We start from the raw sequence: 255 nt of genomic DNA on the forward strand, positions 1-255 counted from the left end.
GCGGGGGAATCGACGAACCCGGATGAGATTTTGCAGGCTAAACTCTTCGTGCAGCGCAAGGCCCATTACCAGGCGTCCCTGCGCAACTATGATGCCCAGATTGCCAGCGCACAGGCGAATCTGAAGACCAGTCGGGACGAAGAGGTGATGCTGCGGCAGCGGCTCGAGACGTTGCGGGCGATCGAGACCATGCGCGGAACGTTGATGGATAAGGAAGTCGGCTCCAAGCTCAATTTCCTGCTGTCGCGCGACGCG

1 pseudogene is annotated in these 255 nt (G+C 60.0%); it reads left to right on the top strand.

Annotation, left to right across the window (positions count from 1 at the left end):
- Window positions 1–255: pseudogene (locus WDW90_RS40150) on the top strand (HlyD family type I secretion periplasmic adaptor subunit); the annotation flags it as partial.

It is taken from the genome of Methylobacterium nigriterrae, from assembly GCF_037106235.1.
Classification (GTDB): domain Bacteria; phylum Pseudomonadota; class Alphaproteobacteria; order Rhizobiales; family Beijerinckiaceae; genus Methylobacterium; species Methylobacterium nigriterrae.